A 261-nucleotide genomic window follows, 5' to 3' on the forward strand; every position below is an offset into this window, starting at 1 on the left:
GCTCACCTTGCTCGCGGCATGGATGTACTCGCCGTTCTCGTAGACGGTGGTCTCCTGCCCGGGGCCGTCGTTATCCCACTCCTGGTAATGGGTGATGCGGCCCGTCGTCTTCGACAGTTCGATCAGGGCGGCGATCGCGTCGTCGGCGCGGTACTTGCTGCGGCCCTCGATCGTGATGTTGCCCTCCGGGTTGCCGGGACGCTCGGGGAGCTTGTAGCCCGGGTTCCACGCGTACGGCTCGTACTCGGGGATCGTGACGCG

1 protein-coding gene is annotated in these 261 nt (G+C 66.3%); it reads right to left on the bottom strand.

All coding sequences use genetic code 11. The annotated features are described in order from the left end of the window. Positions 1–261 (bottom strand): hypothetical protein (locus tag ACZ3HH_RS30505; protein WP_465810371.1); only part of this gene is annotated, 261 nt, incomplete at both ends.

This window comes from Pseudomonas sp. PME37.24/025 (assembly GCF_055556615.1).